18 protein-coding genes are annotated in these 15387 nt (G+C 68.0%); 13 read left to right on the plus strand and 5 right to left on the minus strand.

Going from position 1 to position 15387, the window contains the following annotated elements:
• Positions 1-62 precede the first annotated feature (62 nt).
• The 11 genes from ACFVRO_RS05825 to ACFVRO_RS05875 all read left to right on the plus strand — a co-directional run bounded on the left by ACFVRO_RS05825 (position 63) and on the right by ACFVRO_RS05875 (position 8622).
• Positions 63-491, plus strand: a complete 429-nt coding sequence (locus tag ACFVRO_RS05825; protein ID WP_181155997.1) for a VOC family protein — start codon at positions 63-65, stop codon at positions 489-491.
• Between the two features lies 1 nt (position 492).
• Positions 493-1185, plus strand: coding sequence for a winged helix-turn-helix transcriptional regulator (locus ACFVRO_RS05830; RefSeq protein ID WP_386950238.1), 693 nt, complete (start codon positions 493-495; stop codon positions 1183-1185).
• Positions 1186-1328: 143 nt separating this feature from the next.
• On the plus strand, positions 1329-3041 hold the full coding sequence (locus ACFVRO_RS05835) for a collagen binding domain-containing protein (RefSeq protein ID WP_386950241.1): 1713 nt from the start codon (positions 1329-1331) through the stop codon (positions 3039-3041).
• Between the two features lie 115 nt (positions 3042-3156).
• Positions 3157-3591 (plus strand): hypothetical protein, encoded by a 435-nt coding sequence (locus ACFVRO_RS05840; protein ID WP_386950244.1) that lies wholly within the window; start codon positions 3157-3159, stop codon positions 3589-3591.
• A 158-nt stretch (positions 3592-3749) separates the two neighbouring features.
• On the plus strand, positions 3750-4151 hold the full coding sequence (locus ACFVRO_RS05845) for a hypothetical protein (RefSeq protein WP_105677484.1): 402 nt from the start codon (positions 3750-3752) through the stop codon (positions 4149-4151).
• 192 nt (positions 4152-4343) lie between these two features.
• Entirely contained in the window at positions 4344-4808 is a 465-nt protein-coding gene (locus ACFVRO_RS05850) for a hypothetical protein (protein WP_386950247.1), read from the plus strand.
• Between the two features lie 96 nt (positions 4809-4904).
• Positions 4905-5369 carry a hypothetical protein gene (locus ACFVRO_RS05855; RefSeq protein ID WP_386950249.1) on the plus strand — a complete coding sequence of 155 codons (465 nt, stop codon included), beginning with the start codon at positions 4905-4907 and terminating at the stop codon, positions 5367-5369.
• A 177-nt stretch (positions 5370-5546) separates the two neighbouring features.
• Positions 5547-6008, plus strand: a complete 462-nt coding sequence (locus tag ACFVRO_RS05860; protein WP_386950252.1) for a hypothetical protein — start codon at positions 5547-5549, stop codon at positions 6006-6008.
• Between the two features lie 160 nt (positions 6009-6168).
• Positions 6169-6450: a hypothetical protein gene (locus ACFVRO_RS05865; RefSeq protein ID WP_105674352.1), complete on the plus strand. Its 282-nt coding sequence runs from the start codon at positions 6169-6171 to the stop codon at positions 6448-6450.
• Between the two features lies 1 nt (position 6451).
• Complete coding sequence (locus tag ACFVRO_RS05870; protein WP_386950254.1) at positions 6452-7771, plus strand: C2 family cysteine protease; 1320 nt, start codon at positions 6452-6454, stop codon at positions 7769-7771.
• 86 nt (positions 7772-7857) lie between these two features.
• Positions 7858-8622, plus strand: coding sequence for a hypothetical protein (locus ACFVRO_RS05875; RefSeq protein WP_386950257.1), 765 nt, complete (start codon positions 7858-7860; stop codon positions 8620-8622).
• Between the two features lie 26 nt (positions 8623-8648).
• Here ACFVRO_RS05875 and ACFVRO_RS05880 read toward each other — a convergent pair whose 3' ends face one another.
• The 5 genes from ACFVRO_RS05880 to ACFVRO_RS05900 all read right to left on the minus strand — a co-directional run bounded on the left by ACFVRO_RS05880 (position 8649) and on the right by ACFVRO_RS05900 (position 13808).
• A complete protein-coding gene (locus ACFVRO_RS05880) occupies positions 8649-9458 on the minus strand; it encodes an HAD family hydrolase (protein WP_386950258.1) in 810 nt (269 codons plus the stop codon).
• Between the two features lie 156 nt (positions 9459-9614).
• A complete protein-coding gene (locus ACFVRO_RS05885) occupies positions 9615-10460 on the minus strand; it encodes an exodeoxyribonuclease III (RefSeq protein WP_386950261.1) in 846 nt (281 codons plus the stop codon).
• A 54-nt stretch (positions 10461-10514) separates the two neighbouring features.
• Positions 10515-12680 (minus strand): malate synthase G, encoded by a 2166-nt coding sequence (locus ACFVRO_RS05890; RefSeq protein WP_386950264.1) that lies wholly within the window; start codon positions 12678-12680, stop codon positions 10515-10517.
• On the minus strand, positions 12677-13108 hold the full coding sequence (locus ACFVRO_RS05895; protein WP_341941093.1) for a heme-binding protein: 432 nt from the start codon (positions 13106-13108) through the stop codon (positions 12677-12679). The genes ACFVRO_RS05890 and ACFVRO_RS05895 overlap by 4 nt, the downstream gene beginning before the upstream one ends.
• Before the next feature lie 163 nt (positions 13109-13271).
• Positions 13272-13808: a YbhB/YbcL family Raf kinase inhibitor-like protein gene (locus tag ACFVRO_RS05900; RefSeq protein WP_386950267.1), complete on the minus strand. Its 537-nt coding sequence runs from the start codon at positions 13806-13808 to the stop codon at positions 13272-13274.
• Between the two features lie 104 nt (positions 13809-13912).
• Here ACFVRO_RS05900 and pyrE point away from each other — a divergent pair, with 104 nt between their 5' ends.
• Complete coding sequence (pyrE, locus tag ACFVRO_RS05905; protein WP_341941095.1) at positions 13913-14473, plus strand: orotate phosphoribosyltransferase; 561 nt, start codon at positions 13913-13915, stop codon at positions 14471-14473.
• Positions 14470-15372 carry an ROK family protein gene (locus ACFVRO_RS05910; protein WP_386950270.1) on the plus strand — a complete coding sequence of 301 codons (903 nt, stop codon included), beginning with the start codon at positions 14470-14472 and terminating at the stop codon, positions 15370-15372. Before pyrE ends, ACFVRO_RS05910 begins: the two co-directional genes overlap by 4 nt.
• Positions 15373-15387 lie beyond the last annotated feature (15 nt).

Raw genomic sequence — 15387 nt, forward strand, 5'->3', positions numbered from 1 at the left:
TATCTGCGTGAGGTCGGCGCCGCCGACCGGCATCCGACAGAAAGACCGACAAGGGAGTCATCATGACCAAGGTGTTCGTCAACCTTCCCACCACCGACCTCGAGCGCTCGAAGGCCTTCTACACGGCCCTCGGCTGCGAGATCAACCCGCTGTTCACCGACGAGAACGCGGCGTGCATCGTCTGGAGCGACGATGTGTTCTTCATGGTCCTCAAGCGCGAGTTCTTCTCCACCTTCACCGACAAGCCGATCGCCGACCCCAACGAGGTCGTCCAGGTCTCGGTGTCGTTCTCGAAGGACTCCCGCGAAGAGGTCGACGCGCTGCTCGAGAAGGGCCTCGCCGCCGGTGGTGCCGAGCCCAAGCCCGCGCAGGACTACGGCTTCATGTACTCGCGCGACCTTGACGACCCCGACGGCAACTCGCTCGGCTTCCTGTACATGACGCCTGAGGCCGTCGAGAACGGCCCGGAGCACGTCGCCGAACAGGGCTGACATGGCCGCGCGCAGTTACGGCCAGTACTGCGGTGTGACGACGGCCGTCGAGCTGATCGGGGAGCGGTGGGCGCTGCTCATCGTCCGCGATCTGCTCGTCGGCCCTCGTCGGTACACCGACCTCAAGCTGGGTCTGCCGCGCATCCCCACCAACATCCTCTCGACGCGTCTGAAGGAGCTGCAGGAGGGCGGGGTGGTGCGCCGGGTGCCCCTGCACAACTGCGGACTCGTGTACGAGCTGACCCCATACGGCAAGGCGCTCGAGCCGATCATGCTCGCGCTCGGTCGCTGGGGCTTCCAGGCCATGGGCGACCCGCAGGAGGGTGACGTGGTGACGGCCGATTCGCTGACGATGGCCCTGCGGACCGCGTTCCGACCGGATGCCGCCTCCGATGCCGAGTACGAGCTCCACGTGGGAGATGTCGCGCTGCGAGCCTCGGTGCGCTCCGGGGTGCTGGCCGTCACCCAGCTCGCTCCGCCCGCGCCCCCCGTGGGCGGCCGCCCCCCGGAGGGCGAACCGGATGCCGTCATCGTCGCGGGTCCCGGCATCCGCCGCCTCATCGCGGGGGAGATCACCCCCGATGAGGCGATCGCGCAGGACGTGCTCGCCGTGGTACGCGGCGACGCGGGTGTGCTCGACCCGTTCGCTCGAACGTTCCACATCGCGCGGCTGCCGGAGGCGCTCGCCGTCTGACGTCGCGCGCCCGTTGTCTCAACCGATATTTCCATTCGCGTGATTGTTCCCCTAGATTCGAGAACGACGTTGCCGAAGACCGGCACGGTGGTGGGGTCGGCCGCGTCTTGCACGCGAACGGCCCCTTGACGGAGGGTGGGCCAATGGCGCGACGACGCGCATTCATTCGGGCGATGCTGGGCGGTGCCGCAGCCTTCATGCTCGCGCTCGGCGGCGCGACAGCGGCGAGCGCGGACCCGGTCGATCCGGCCGGATCGATCAGCGGAACCGTCACACGAGCCGCCGACGGATCGCCTGTCGGCGGTGTGACCGTCAGCGCAGACGGAGCCGGCGGGAACTGGAAGTCGACGCACACCGAGGCCGACGGCTCGTACGTGTTGGAAGGACTGCCCGACGACTCCTACATCGTCAGTTTCTACGCCGAGGGTGAGAATCTGAAGAGGGAGTACTGGGCCGGTACGACCGACTATTCCTTGGCGACTCCTGTCGTCGTCACCGGTGGCGCCTCGGTTCCCGGTATCGACGCGGCGATGAAGAAGGGTGCGGTGATCACCGGGACGGTCACGCGAGCGGATGACGGCACCGCCCTCGCGGGCGTCTCCGTATCGGCGCTCGACGAGATGGGCGAGATCGCGGCGATGGCCGAGACGGACGTCTCTGGCGCCTATGAGCTCGGTGGACTGCTCGCCGGTTCGTATCGAGTCCGCTTCGGTTCTTCGGACCCGGCCCTCGGCTCGGAGTACTGGGACAGCTCGTACAGCTGGGACGACGCGCGGGTCATCACCCTGTCAGACCAGCAGGCGATCGGCGACGTCGACGCCGATCTCGACGTGGTGGGCTACATCAGCGGAACGGTGACGAAGAGCGCCGACGGCTCGCCCGCCGCGGCCACCGTCCTCCTCTACGGCGTCGACACCCCGATCCAGGATCCCTGGGGGGAGACCGACAGCAACGGCGACTACCGCATCGCGGTCGCGCCGGGCACCTACCGAGTGCTCTTCCACTCCTTCGAGGTCGGCGTCATGGAGGAGTACTGGCAGAACGCGAGGATGTGGGAGGACGCCACCCTGGTCACCGTCGCCCCCGGGCAGGAGATCACGGCGATCGACGGTGCGCTCGAGGTCGTGTCCACCATCTCCGGAACAGTGACCCTCGACAGCCTCGAAGATCGCACGGTGACGGTCGAGGCATGGGCCGACGGCGAGCTGGCAGGTTCGGCGGCGGCCGATCCGGCCAGCGGGAAGTACACGCTGAACGTGCCGGAGGGCACGTACGTCCTCAAGGCGAGCGCCACGTTCCCCGGAAGCACGACCACGGCGAAGCCGCAGTACTACGACGGTGCGGACGCGGCCGAGGATGCCACTCCCGTCGCCGCCGTCGGCAGGGCCACGCTCACCGGGATCGACTTCACCCTCGAGGCGATCACCGTGCCAGCGCCGAAGCCGACTCTGACGGTCGCGGTCTCGTCTGTGCGTGCCGGCGGCGAGATCGCGGTGACGGGTGAAGGATTCGCGTCAGGCGAGACGGTGAGGTTCGAGCTGCACTCGGATCCCATCGTCCTCGGCACGCTGCGCGCGGATGCTGGTGGACGCATCGACGGCACGCTCCGGATCCCCGCATCCGTGCCCGCGGGAGCGCACACTCTGGTCGCGCTCGGCGAGGGAGCCTCGATCCAGGCGAGCCTCGCTCTGCAGGTGCAGTCGGCCGCCACGGCAGCGGGCACGACCTCCGGCGCTGCGGCATCCCCTGCTGCTCTCGCGAGCACCGGTGCGGAGTTGCCCGCCGCGGGACTGGTCATCGGCCTCTTCCTGGTCATCGCGGGCGGAGTGATCGCGCGCCGTCGCGTGCACGGTTGAACATCCGAGAAGGAGGAGCCCGGCTGTCCTGTCTCGAAGTCTCAATGACACTTGTCTGGCAAGAAACGGGGGCCTGGTGAGCCACACGAGGAGGAGAGGCGAGATCCTCGCATCTATGGTCTTGCTCGCGCTCCCTGCAGTCCTTTCCTCCTGCTCTAGCGGTATTGCATACTCCGTCACCGCGGATGAGCTATTGGGTCAATGGAATGCTGGATCGGATGCGATCTTGACCACAAGCTCCGATGGGACGTTTACTGCTGAGAATTGGCCGTCCAATCTTCTCTGTGGTGAACCGTCAGCGGTATCGAAGGATGATATCGACTGGAATGATCGAATCACCTTCTCGGGCACGTGGAGCGCGCCGACTGAAAAGAAGGACTATTCGTTGCAGTTCTTCAATGATGTCAACGATTGCCAGCAGTCGTCATGGTCTGCTGACGCGTGGGACCTCGGTTCGGGGCGGCTCTCGCTCAAACTATTCCTCGACTTTTCGGTCGATCCGGATGATGTGCCAGATGAGAAGATCTACTGGTTGGACAAAGTGAAATGACCTTTCGACGCGGGGCTCCAAGAAGGAAGATATAGGTCATGCTGACCAGATCTGCGCGAAGGCTCGTCATCGCCGGGGTCGTGCTGTCCTCTGTACTGGTCACAACAGGGTGCGTGGGCGGGCTCCCTTTCCCCTCTCGCCCCGCTCGCCATGAACCGGTGAGCATCACTGTTGTGGGCGATCGGATCTCGTGGGTCCAATGCCTCGGCCGCGACCTCACGGTGAACTACGTCTCGACTCGGCTCCGCGAGCAGTCCGGTGCGGAACGAGAGTGGGCTCTCTACACTGCCGAGGGAGATCCTGATGAGCTGATCGAGATTCCTTCGGGGGTCCCGGTCAACCTCGCTGAGAGCTTCAAGGGCCTGCCAGTGCTTCACGAGAACGACATCGCCGTATCCAAAGTAGATGGACCGGTCACCGTGTACCTTCGACTTCTCGGCCCGGAGGATGGAGTGGAAATGGCTTTTAGGAGCATCGATACCACGTCACTCGTCGAGGGCAAGTACATCTACTACTCCGGCGAGATGAGCGACGAGCCTTGCGGAATGGAGCGGGAATGAGCCCGCCCACCCCGGTAGATCCCCGGCAGGTGCGCGGCTACTTCTCGCCAGTGCGCCGCGAGGGCGCGGGGATGACTGTTCCCCTGAGTATTGTCGTGACGTCGCCCCGGACTCTGGTCCGGGGCTGGACATCTAAGCCGAGCCGATCGCGTGGAGTGAGGCCGTGACGTGGTGACGCGGTCGGCATCCTGGATGCTGTCCGTCGCCGTGATCGCGTCTGCGCTGACTCTGACGGGGTGCGCTCTGCGGAACATCGCCTACGACGTCGATGAGCGCGAACTGGTGGGAGCCTGGGGGCAGGAGTCTGGAGATCACGCCATGAGTCTCGTCATATCGGCGGATGGGACGTTCGTGGCCTCGTCGTGGCCTCGGAATCTCGTCTGCTCGGCGAGATCTGCAGACACCGTTGAGGATCTGAACGGGGACGATCTCGTCGATTTCGGTGGCTCATGGCGAAGCGTCAGCCCGGATCTCGTCTATTCGTTGGTCTTCTCGATCGAAAGTGGCGACTGTGCGCGCACCGGCTGGTCGTCTGACGTCTGGGACAGCGGGGCGGGGGAACTGGAGCTGAAGATCTTCCTCGACTCCGTGATGGACCCGGACAGCGCGACCGACAGTCAGATCTTCTGGATGCGTAAGGAGGCGGGTGTCTCCTGAGGTCATCATCGGTCCGATCATCGTGTTCGGTGCCTTCATCACCGGAATCGGGCTCTTCGGCGGATGAATAACGTATCGGGAGGTTCCAGCTTGTCGATGAGTAAGCGCTTGATGTGGGTATTGGTCGCGATTGCGTTGTCCGTGAGCGCAGCGGTGATCGCGGTCATCATGATCGTCGGCTCCACGCGTAGCGGGCCCGGAGAACAACTGGTGTTCCCGATCAGATGGACGGCCGCGACCCCGGAGCAGGGCGTGCCCTGGGAGAAGTCGACGATCGAGTTGCGTGAAGACGGTTGGGCTCGCGTCGCAGACCTGCTCGTCGGGGAGGTCGGCGAAGGGGAGGCCGGGGATCGCTGCGTCGCCGTGGATCCGACGACCTTCTCGGGAACGGGGCGATGGGCGATGGATGCGGATGGTCATCTGAGAATCGACACGGACGCGGGCGTGGCCCTCTTCGCACCGTGGCCGGGGCGATTCGACGGCGTCGATTGGGGGAGCATCCATGAAGAACTCTGCGATGGTTCGCCAGCAGACTTCGCCGCTCGGACTCCGAGCAGATGATGATGTCGTGACCGGGCGGGGCCCTTCGGCGGATTTCCAGCAGACTCAGGGGCGCTTCTCGGCGGTGTGGCGTGAAGCTGAGGTCGTGACCGTTTCGCTGAGATCCGCTGATGACCTCGCACGGGGCAGAGACGATGCCGCCGTCTCCGCCGCGCGCGTCGATGCGGGAGTCCGAGGGTGAACCCGCGACGGATGCCGTTCACCGCGATGCTGCGTCAGGTCGCGCTCACGCTGGCGATCGGGGCTGTCGTGCTCGTTCTCGATACGTGGATCTTCGGGAGCATCCCTTGGCAGGACGTCCCGGCCCGGAATCTCTCTGCGCTGCGGGGTTGCATCGGCGTTGTAGGTATCGGTGCTGTCCTTACCCTGGCGTTCGCACTTGCCGTGCGGGGGTGGAGCCCGGCGACCCCGAGGGCGGCGCTCTCCGCCTGGCTTGTCAGCGGCGCGCTCGTGAGCCTGACCGCGACGGCGGTCTGGCTGGCCGTCGCTCCCGGCTATCTCGGCTCGGGGGGATGGACGGTGAGCTCACTGATGCTGACCGTTCTCCCGCCGGTCGTCGCGACATCGGCATTCGTCGCCCTCATCGCCTGCGGTCTCGTCGCCCGAAGGCGGGGGATCTACACGGGGCGTGCGTCGTGACCGCCCGAGGCATATCGGAGCGGCGTGCTCTCCCTTCGGCGTCTCCCATGCTGTCGAGATCGCTCGCGAGCGTCACCCGCTCTTGCGGATGGGCACTTCTCCCCATTCAGGATCGTGCGTGCGGGTCGATAGTCTCGACCGTGAGACCGGGGGGAACGGCATGAGCGCTCAGGACGTCATCATCGACTACGACCTGCTCGACGGCATCCGCTCGTCGATCAGGACGGCGATCGGCGAGTTGGAGGATGCACCGGAGCGCAGCGCCGACATCGCCGGTGCGATCGACCTGCCCTACGACATGGCCGAGCTGAGTGCGGCTGCCGCCGACTTCTGCGGGGCGTGGGAGCCGAAGCGCGAAGACCTGATCGCGACGCTCGAAGACATCTCGACGTACATCTCCGACGTCATCGACTCCTACATCGGCCTGGACAGGTGGTTCTGACATGGGAGGTCAGCAGGTCGCACCGGGTACCGCGGGCGTGGCTCCGGGGCTCGGCGAGGAGATCCGCTCGATGGCGGGCGAACCCGCGACCGTCTTCTCGAGCGGGCGCAAGATGGCCGACCACGGCAACGTGATGAGCCAGCTCGCCACCCGGCTGCGCGCGATCAAGGACTCCGAGATGTCGCAGTGGCGGATCACGGGGAAGGCGGCGGAGAGACTCCGCTCGTCGATCGGCGACACCGCCGATCGGATCGCGGTCGCGGGCGCCATCTACGGACCGGTCGGCCTCGCGCTCGTCAGCTACGGCTCGCGGACCGCCGACTGTCAGGAGAGCCTCGACGCTCTCGCCGTGCAATGCCAGGAGCGCTGGAAGGCGCTGAAAGAACTTCAGGGCGACTACGCCGACGGCGAGGCGCCCGTCGAGGGCTCCGACGACTACGACGCGGAGCTCGCGAAGCGGCAGCAGCTGGAGGCCGACATCTGGGCGGCGCGCGAGGCGTGGAACGAGGTCGCGACCCAGTGGAACAACAAGGTCGTCGACTGGCGCTCCACGTATGACGAGGCCGTGGCCGCCCTCTCCTCGCCCGATCTCGATGCGATCCGGTCGGGGGAGAAGCTCCCGGGCGACGGATCCTCGAGCCTGTTCCCGAACGGCCAGCCAGAGCCCGGCGACGTCCACCAGGGAGGAGCCGGCGACTGCTACCTGCTCGCCGTGCTCGCCGGTCTTGCCGACGGCGACCCGCAGAAGATCAAGGACATGATCACCGTCAACCCCGACGGCACCTACACGGTGCACTTCGCCGACGGCGACATCACGGTCAGCAGCGACCAGTTCCTCGACAACAGCCAGGCCGACTGGGTGCGCGTCATCGAGGCGGCCTACGTCATCCACGAGGGCAGCTACAAGGAGTTCGAGGGCGGCTGGCCGCAGGATGTCATGGAGGACATCTTCGGGCACGGAGCCGACACCAAAGACGACGACGCCGGATTCTGGGACTTCGTGACCGGAGGCAACGACATCGATGACAGCTTCGGCGAAATGAAGGACGCGCTCGGGAACCACCGACCCGTCGCCGCCTGTGCGACCAACGGCCAGCTCGGTTTCGAGGGCGGCGGCCATGCGCTGACCGTGACCAAGGCGTACGAGGTCGACGGCACGCAGTACGTGGTGATCCGCAATCCGTGGGGTCACAACGCCGGGCACGAGTCGGCGATCACCGATGCCGGAGGCGTGCTGAACAACCCCGACGATGGAAGTTTCACGATGAGCATGGAAGACTTCGCGAAGTCCTTCTCCGACGTGGCGATCGCGAACCGATGAGAAAGTCCCCGTGGCAGGGCCTCGTGGCGGTCATCGCCGCGCTGGTGGTCCTCACCGCGTGCAGTCCAGATCCTGAGGAGGACGCAATGCCCACCCCGCAGCCGTCGACGACGCAGTCCGTCTCCGCACCGAACCCCGCCGAGACCATCACCGAGCTGGTCGCGGGAGCCGACGCGATCCTGTTCGGCACCGTCGAGTCGGTCGACCCCGCGGTCACGGATGCCGACGGCGCCGACTTCCCCGCGCAGACCGCCGTCGTCCGCGTCTCGGACAGTCTGAAGGGTGACGCAGCGGCGACGATCACGGTGACCAAGCCGGCCGGCACCGCGTACTACCTCACCGAGCAGACGGAGTTCTCCTACGACGCCCGCCACGAGGGGATCTTCGTGCTCACGGCCGCGGGCGAGGAGGGATACGAACTCCTCGGCTACCTCGGCGTGCACGACGACTGGGGTGACTGGCAGAAGTTCGAACGGGTCCTTGCCGGCCTCCCCGAGGCGGCCCCGGCCGCGACCGCGGAGGAACTGGCCGCATGGACGGACCAGGCCGACATCGTCGTGTTCGCGAGTGCGCGAGGCGACGAGGATGACATCGTGCTGCACACGTCTCGGGCTGACTATGCGGCGTCGGCGACCCTCTCGCCCATCGAGGTGCTCAAGGGAGAGATGCCGGAACCGCTCGACGTGGTGCAGGGGCCGCAGCCGGACGTGGTCGGCGGCACCTGGGCGTTCCCCGTGACCGACAAGGGCCAGACCGGCGTCTTCTTCATCGACCTGTCCAGCGGCACGCCGACCGTGATCAACACCGTCAACCCGACCTCGATCAGCACGAACAGAGTGCCGCTCGGCTGAGAGGCCCGGGAGCGTCGAGGTCGGCGTCAGCCGAGCATCCGCTCGATCACCCGCGCCACCCCGTCATCATCGTTGGATCGTGCGATCTCGTCTGCTGCGTCCCGCACGACGTCGTCAGCGCCGGCCATCGCGACCCCGTGACCGGCCCAGCGGAGCATCTCGACGTCGTTGAGCGCGTCGCCGAAGGCGATGACGTCGGACCGTGCGACGCCGAGATGCGCGCACAGGCGCGCGAGCCCCGTGGCCTTGGTCACGCCCTCGGCCATGACCTCGACGAACGGGGCACCCGACAGCGTGGCCTCGAAGCCGCTCAGCCCGAGGTCGCGGAGAGTGTCGTACAGCACGGTCGGTGTGAGCTCGGGATGCCGGATCACGAGCTTGAGCGTCGGCGCGGCCAGCACGTGGTCGAGCGGCACCCCGCCCATCGTGAGAGGGTCGCGCTTGTGGTCGGAGTAGTCGGCGACCTCGGCGTAGCCGTGCTGGGCGACGAAGGTCTCGCCGCCCTCGCGCACGCTGGCGAACAGCAGCCCGGGGATGCTGGAGCGAAGAGCCTCCGCGAGCGCGCGGATCGTGTCGGGCGGCAGCTCCTCGGCGAACAGCATCCGTCCGTCGGCGAGATGGATCGCGTAGGCCCCGTTGCCGCACAGCGCCCAGCCGTCGAAGCCGGCATCGGCCGCGATGGCCCGCAGACCGATCGGCTGCCGGGCGGTCACGGGCACGACGTGGATGCCGCGGGCTCGGGCCGCATCGAGAGCCGCGCGCGTGCGCGGAGTGACCGCGGGCGAGGAGTCGAGCAGCGTGCCGTCGAGATCGGTCGCGATCAGTCGGATGGTCATGGACGCCTTTCCTGTCAGCGTGCGTCGTCTCTGCGTTTCGTCTCTACGTTTCGTCTCTGCGTTTCGTCTCGCTTCGCTCGCTCAACGACCGTCGCTCGCTCAACGAGCGGGTCGCGAGTCTCGCTCAACGACCGGTGCGAGCGACGACCGGGCAGGTCAGGAGAAGATCATCGGCAGGTCGTCGTCCTCATCGGCCGAGCCGAAGTCGAGGTCGACGACCACCGGGACGTGGTCGCTGGGCTGCTCGCCCTTGCGCTCGTCGCGGTGGATGGAGGCCCCGGTGACGGCATCCGCCAGGGTCTTCGATCCGAGGATGAAGTCGATGCGGATGCCCTCGTTGCGGGGGAACTTGAGGCGCTGGTAGTCCCAGTACGTGTACCCCTCGGGCAGCAGCGGCCGCACGACGTCGGCGACGCCGGCATCCGCCATCGCGAAGAACGCGTCGCGCTCCTGCGGGGAGACGTGCGTCGAGCGGCCCACGACGATGTCGGGGTCTCCGTTGTCGGCGTCGAAGGGGATGATGTTGAAGTCGCCGACGAGCGCCAGCGGCAGCGCCGGATTCGCCTGCAGCTCGGCGGCGGTGGACTTCTTCAGCTCCTCCAGCCAGTGCAGCTTGTAGGCGTAGTGCGGGTCGTCGAGCGCGCGTCCGTTGGGTACGTAGAGGCTCCACACGCGCACCCCGTCGACCATCACGCCGAGCGCGCGGGCTTCGAGCGGAGCATCCGGACCCTCGTGCCCCTTCGCGAAACCGGGCATCCCGTCGAACGTCGTGCGGACGTCGGTGACGGGCAGGCGGCTCGCGATGGCGACGCCGTTCCACTGGTTCAGGCCGTGGACCTCGACGTGGTACCCGGCCTCTTCGAACGGTCCGTACGGGAACTGCTCGGGCTTGCACTTGATCTCCTGCATCGCCAGCACGTCGATGTCTTCGCGGACGGCGAACTCGACGGTGCGGGTGACACGGGTGCGGATGGAGTTGACGTTCCAGGTGGCCAAGCGCATGAGAACAGCCTATGGGGGAGCGCCGACAATGACGGCACTCCCCGCGGCTCAGGCCTACTCGGCCTTCTTCTCGCGACGCAGGCCGTGCAGCAGCGGCTCGGTGTAGCCGCTCGGCTGGGCGGCCCCCTCGACGATCAGGCGGCGGGCCGCCGTGAACGCGATGCCGGGCTCCGCGCCCTCGTCGAACGCCAGCGGTTCGTAGTTCGGGTCTCCGGCGTTCTGCTCGTCGACGACGGGCGCCAGGCGGCGCAGGCTGTCGTCGATCTGCTCTTCGGTGATCACGCCGTGCGTGAGCCAGTTGGCGAGCAGCTGGCTGGAGATCCGCAGCGTCGCGCGGTCCTCCATGAGGCCGACGCCGTTGATGTCCGGCACCTTCGAGACGCCGATGCCCTGGTCGATCCACCGCACCACGTAGCCGAGGATCGACTGCACGTTGTTGTCGATCTCGTTCGCGACGACCTCCGGGGTGAGGTCGCCATCGCCGGCCAGCGGCGGGACGAGCAAGGCGTCCAGCGCGCTCTCGCCCACGGCGGGCAGCGTCGCGCGCACCGCGAACGCGTCGACCCGGTGGTAGTGCAGGGCGTGCAGGGTCGCGGCGGTCGGAGACGGCACCCAGGCGGTGGATGCTCCCGACTGCGGGTGCGCGATCTTCTTCACGAGCATGTCGTGCATGAGGTCGGGCTCCGCCCACATGCCCTTGCCGATCTGCGCGCGCCCGTCGAGGCCGGAGGCCAGGCCGATCGCCACGTTGCGGTCCTCGTAGGCCTTCATGAACGGCTGCGCCTTGATCGCGGCCTTCGGCAGGAACGGCCCGGCATGCAGCGAGGTGTGGATCTCGTCGCCGGTGCGGTCGAGGAATCCGGTGTTGATGAACACCACCCGATCGGATGCCGCGGCGATCGAGGCCGCGAGGTTCGCCGAGGTGCGACGCTCCTCGTCCATGATCCCGACCTTCATCGTGAGGGCGGGCAGCCCGAGCAGCTCCTCCACGCGGCCGAAGAGCTCGGCGGCGAAGGCGACCTCCTCCGGCCCGTGCATCTTGGGCTTCACGATGTACATCGACCCGGTGCGGGAGTTGCGCCCGGCATCCGCTCCCTCGAGCTCGGGGAGGGAGCCGAGCGCGGTCATGATCGCGTCGAGGATGCCCTCGAAGATGGGGCCTCCGTCGCGGTCCAGCACGGCATCCGTGCGCATGAGGTGGCCGACGTTGCGGACGAACAGCACCGAGCGGCCGGGAAGCGTGACCTCGCCGCCGTCGGCGGTGCGATACGTGCGGTCGGCGGCGAGCGTCCTGGTGAACGTGCGTCCGCCCTTGGTGACGGTCTCGGACAGCGTGCCGTCCATGAAGCCGCGCCAATTGCGGTAGCCGAGCGCCTTGTCGTCGGCGTCCACGGCGGCGACCGAGTCCTCCAGGTCGAGGATCGCGGTCAGAGCGGACTCCAGGATGATGTCCTGCACACCGGCGCCGTCGGTGCGGCCGATGCGTCCGTCGTGGTCGATCACGATCTCGGCGTGCAGGCCGTTGTGCACCAGCAGCACGGCGGTGGGCGCATCCGTGTCGCCGGTGTGCCCGACGAAGGCGGCGGACGAGGCCAGGCGACGATCACCGGATGCCGTCTGCACGATCAGTCCGTCGGCGTCGACGCGATAGCCGGTCGCATCGCGGTGCGAGCCGGTCTCCAGCGGGGCGATCTCGTCGAGGAGCTCGCGGCCGAACGAGACGACGGCGGCGGCGCGGGTGAAGTTGAACTCCGCACCGGGCGCGAGGTCTCCGGTCTGATCGATCGCGTCGGTGCCGTACAGCGCGTCGTAGAGGGAGCCCCAGCGGGCGTTGGCGGCGTTGATCGCGAAGCGCGCGTTCAGGAGGGGGACGACCAGCTGCGGGCCGGCGATGGTCGCGATCTCGGGATCCACGTCCACCGTGGTGACCGCGACCTCGGAAGGCACGGGGACCAGGTAGCCGATCTCCGTGAGGAGCGCGCGGTACGCATCGCGGTCGGGCACGCCGGGATTCGAGCGGTGGAACTCGTCGATGCGCTGCTGCAGCTCGTCGCGCGTGCGCAGGAGCGCGGCGTTGCGGGGGACGAGGTCGTGCACGATCGCACTCGCCCCGGACCAGAACGCATCGACGTCGCGTCCGGCATCGGAGAGCGACGCCTCGGCGAACTCCACGATCGGGGCGGCCACCGAGAGGTCGGCGCGGGTGAGGTACTCGGTCATGATTCCATTCCTTCTACTCGTGCGCCGAGGCGCCTCAGAGTCTCGAGTGCGATGTCCGCATCCTGGGCGGGGCTGCCGCCGGCGACGCCGAGCCCACCGACGAGGTCGTCGCCGAAGAAGATCGGCACGCCTCCGTCGATCGTGGTCAACGCGCCGCCCGTGCCCAGCGGCAGGGTCGTCGTGAGCGCGTCGGGGATCCGCCCGGTCCGCCGGCGCGTGGACGCCGAGGTCGCGGCCTTGCGGCGGCTGGTCTCCGAGCTGTGCGGCGTCGCCCCGTCGGCCATGCCGTACGCGATCAGGGTCATCGACGGGTCGGCGACCGAGACCACGGTCTTCACTCCGTGCCGCTCACCGACCTCCATCGCGATGGACACGGCGCGCACGGCCGTCTCGTAGGTGATGGCGACGATCTGGCGGTGGGTAGACATCGGCGTCTCCTCGTGTCGGGCAGGTCGGGGCATGCGTTCTGATTCTTCACATAGCGAATATTTGATTTCGCATGATGGAATCATATGACATGAACCCGAGTCCTGTCCAGACGCGCGCCGCAGCACCGCCCTGCAGCATCGCGTCGGGGCGGATGCCGGTCGTTCAGCGCTCCGACGGGTCGGCCGTCCCCACGAGCACGCCCCGGGCCAGCGTGTGGAAGTGGCGATGGAAGCCGAGGGTCCCCGGGGTCTCGTCGCCGGTGAGGCCGAGGTGATCGACATCGAGCGCGTCCACCACGAAGAAGTAGCGGTGCACTCCGGTGCCCGCAGGGGGAGCGGCGCCGATGAAGCGCTGCAGCCGAGCCTCGTTCGGCATGACCTTGGCGCGGGTCGGAAGGCTCGCCGCCGTCCCGTCGATCGAGTCGAGCTCGGTCAGATCGGCGGGGAGGTCGAAGGCCGCCCAGTGCCAGAACCCCGAGCCCGTCGGCGCATCGGGGTCGAAGCAGGAGATCGCGAGGCTCTTCGTCCCCGCAGGGGGAGTCGACCACTGCAACCGCGGCGTGAGGTCCGCGCCGCCGCGCTCCGAGGACCAGGCGAAGACGGGCAGTGCGCCTCCGCCTACGAAGTCGGGGCTGGACAGTTCCAGGGCGGCGGTCGGACGCAGCTCGGCGAGGGCGGCATAGGGGTCGTATGCGAACACGGGGTCTCCTTCGAGTCGGTCACGGCCACGATAGGCGGATGCCGTCGGCGAATCCATACCCGCCGCATGCGGTTCTCGGCTCCGCTCCTTCTACACTGGATGCCGTGACCGCACTCGACGCAGACCGCCAGACACTTCTCGACCTGATCACGGACGAGGCGGTGTTCCACGGCGACTTCACCCTCTCCAGCGGCAAGAAGGCGACGTACTACGTCGACATGCGCAAACTCACCCTCGATCACAGGGCCGCGCCCGCGATCGGCCGCATCATGCTCGATCTGATCGGCGACCTCGACGTCGTGGCGGTCGGCGGACTGACCCTCGGCGCCGACCCGATCGCGAACTCGGTGCTGCACGCGTCGGTCGCCGCCGGAACGCCGCTCGACGCCTTCGTCGTGCGCAAGGAGCCCAAGGACCACGGCCGCGGCCGGCAGATCGAGGGCGCCGACGTCAAGGGCAAGCGCGTGGTCGTGCTGGAAGACACCTCGACCACAGGGCAGTCCGCGCTCAAGGCGGTCGAGGCGCTGCGCAAGGAGGGCGCCGAGATCGTGGCCGTCGCCGTCATCGTCGACCGCAAGACCGGTGCGCAGGCCGCGATCGAGGCCGAGGGCCTGGAGTGGCGCGCGGCATTCGATCTCGACGACCTCGGACTCGACCCCCAGTGACTCGCTACGCGCTGGCCGTCGATGTCGGCGGCACGAAGATGGAGGCCGCCCTCGTCGGCGAGGACGGCACTCTCGTGCGGGGAAGCCGCAGCCGTCGGGCGACGGGGCGGGATGCCACACCCGCTTCGCTCGACGACGCGATCGCGACACTCGTCGCCCACGCGCTCTCCCGTCTCCCCGACGACGCCGAACTCGTCGGCGCCGGAATCGGCAGCGCCGGGCCGATCGACAGGAACCTCGGTCAGATCCTCCCCGTGAACATGCCCGCAGCCCGGGGCTACGGTCTGGCGGACGCTGTGCGTGCGACCGCCTCCGGGCTCCTCGGTCGCGGGCTGCCCACGGTGTTCGGTCATGACGGTGGTGCGCTCGCACTCGCCGAGTCGTGGCTCGGTGCCACGAAGGACGCGCGTTCCTCTCTCGCGATCGTGGTGTCGACCGGGGTCGGTGGAGGGTTCGTCGCGAACGGCGCGTACATCCCCGGGGCCACCGGCAACGCCGGTCATCTCGGTCAGGTGCGCCGTGAGGGCGGGCTCACGCTCGAGGAGATCGCCTCCGGGCCGGCGAGCGCCGCGTGGGCGCAGCAGCAGGGCTGGACCGGGGCGACCGGCGAAGACCTCGCCAGGGACGCCGCGGCCGGTGACACCATCGCACGCGCGGCGATCGAGCGCTCGGCGCGCGCCGTGGGCGAGGCGCTGGCGGATGCCGCGACCCTCGTCGACCTCGACACGATCGCGATCGGCGGAGGCTTCTCCCGCGTCTCCGCGGACTATATCGACCTCGTGCAGCAGGCCCTCACCGCGAGCGCGGCACACGAGTACTCGCGTCGCGCGCGGGTCGTGCGCTCGGGTCTCGGCGACGAGGGTCCGCTCATCGGCGCCGCGGCTCTCGTTCTGCGCTGACGGCTCGCTCGCAGC

This window comes from Microbacterium sp. NPDC057944 (assembly GCF_042887445.1).
Classification (GTDB): domain Bacteria; phylum Actinomycetota; class Actinomycetes; order Actinomycetales; family Microbacteriaceae; genus Microbacterium; species Microbacterium natoriense.

Bases quoted from the DNA above. Each gene is read 5' to 3' on its own strand.
- ACFVRO_RS05825 (WP_181155997.1), top strand. From the start codon at position 63: ATGACCAAGGTGTTCGTCAACCTTCCCACCACCGACCTCGAGCGCTCG.
- ACFVRO_RS05830 (WP_386950238.1), top strand. From the start codon at position 493: ATGGCCGCGCGCAGTTACGGCCAGTACTGCGGTGTGACGACGGCCGTC.
- ACFVRO_RS05835 (WP_386950241.1), top strand. From the start codon at position 1,329: ATGGCGCGACGACGCGCATTCATTCGGGCGATGCTGGGCGGTGCCGCA.
- ACFVRO_RS05840 (WP_386950244.1), top strand. From the start codon at position 3,157: ATGGTCTTGCTCGCGCTCCCTGCAGTCCTTTCCTCCTGCTCTAGCGGT.
- ACFVRO_RS05850 (WP_386950247.1), top strand. From the start codon at position 4,344: ATGCTGTCCGTCGCCGTGATCGCGTCTGCGCTGACTCTGACGGGGTGC.
- ACFVRO_RS05855 (WP_386950249.1), top strand. From the start codon at position 4,905: ATGAGTAAGCGCTTGATGTGGGTATTGGTCGCGATTGCGTTGTCCGTG.
- ACFVRO_RS05865 (WP_105674352.1), top strand. From the start codon at position 6,169: ATGAGCGCTCAGGACGTCATCATCGACTACGACCTGCTCGACGGCATC.
- ACFVRO_RS05870 (WP_386950254.1), top strand. From the start codon at position 6,452: ATGGGAGGTCAGCAGGTCGCACCGGGTACCGCGGGCGTGGCTCCGGGG.
- ACFVRO_RS05875 (WP_386950257.1), top strand. From the start codon at position 7,858: ATGCCCACCCCGCAGCCGTCGACGACGCAGTCCGTCTCCGCACCGAAC.
- ACFVRO_RS05880 (WP_386950258.1), bottom strand. From the start codon at position 9,458: ATGACCATCCGACTGATCGCGACCGATCTCGACGGCACGCTGCTCGAC.
- ACFVRO_RS05885 (WP_386950261.1), bottom strand. From the start codon at position 10,460: ATGCGCTTGGCCACCTGGAACGTCAACTCCATCCGCACCCGTGTCACC.
- ACFVRO_RS05890 (WP_386950264.1), bottom strand. From the start codon at position 12,680: ATGACCGAGTACCTCACCCGCGCCGACCTCTCGGTGGCCGCCCCGATC.
- ACFVRO_RS05895 (WP_341941093.1), bottom strand. From the start codon at position 13,108: ATGTCTACCCACCGCCAGATCGTCGCCATCACCTACGAGACGGCCGTG.